Genomic DNA, 761 nt, shown 5'->3' with positions numbered 1-761 from the left:
TTCCATGTCATGGGCTGTTGATAAGCAGCCTTAAAGACCCCTTTTGAAAAAAATATCGGCTTTTTTTAGCAGTTTTTTTTCCCTTTTTTATCGTTATTTGCTTTAAATGCATTTAATTAAATTCATTTTGATTCTTTTGATGATTATTAATCATCTCATAAGGCAAGGGATTTTTATTACAATATGCTGCAATCTATTAAGTCTGATAATGAACAATTCACTTTACGCTCCCTTTTACAATCCTATCGTGAACAGACAACTTCAAATACTCTACGAGGGAAACTGTTTGAAGATTTTGTGACAAAATATCTTATGTATGACCCTCTCCACTATGGGCGATATGAAAAAGTTGAGAGCTATTATGAATGGGCTAAAGAGCGTGAAGGTTGGAATAAAAATGATATCGGCATTGATCTGGTTGCCAAGCTTCGCAATCAAGAGGGCTATGTGGCTATTCAATGTAAGTTTTATCAAGCAGACCATCAGATCAGTAAAAAGGATATTGATAGCTTTATCGCGGCATCTGGAAAAGACATCTTTAAATATCGACTTCTCGTTGACAGCACAGAAGTGGAATTAAGTGACAATGTGAATGCCATGATTAAAGGACAAGCGATACCCGTTTATCGTATTGACCTTCGTCATATGGAAAACAGTCGGATAGATTGGCAAATATTTGCAACGAAAAAAGAAGTTGTTCTGAAATCAACAAAAGAGCCTCGTCCCCATCAAGAAGAAGCCATCAAGAAAGTCTGTGAAGG

General features: G+C 36.1%; 1 protein-coding gene. It reads left to right on the top strand.

All coding sequences use genetic code 11. The annotated features are described in order from the left end of the window. Positions 1-183: 183 nt before the first annotated feature. On the top strand, positions 184-761 hold a 578-nt coding region (locus ACFINK_RS09360; RefSeq protein WP_522729909.1), incomplete at its 3' end, for a restriction endonuclease.

Origin of the sequence: Bartonella sp. AA16NXGY (genome assembly GCF_042197325.1) — a bacterium.
GTDB lineage: Bacteria > Pseudomonadota > Alphaproteobacteria > Rhizobiales > Rhizobiaceae > Bartonella.
Note: the sequence above shows the minus strand (reverse complement) of the source record. Positions and strands in the feature narration are given on the sequence as shown.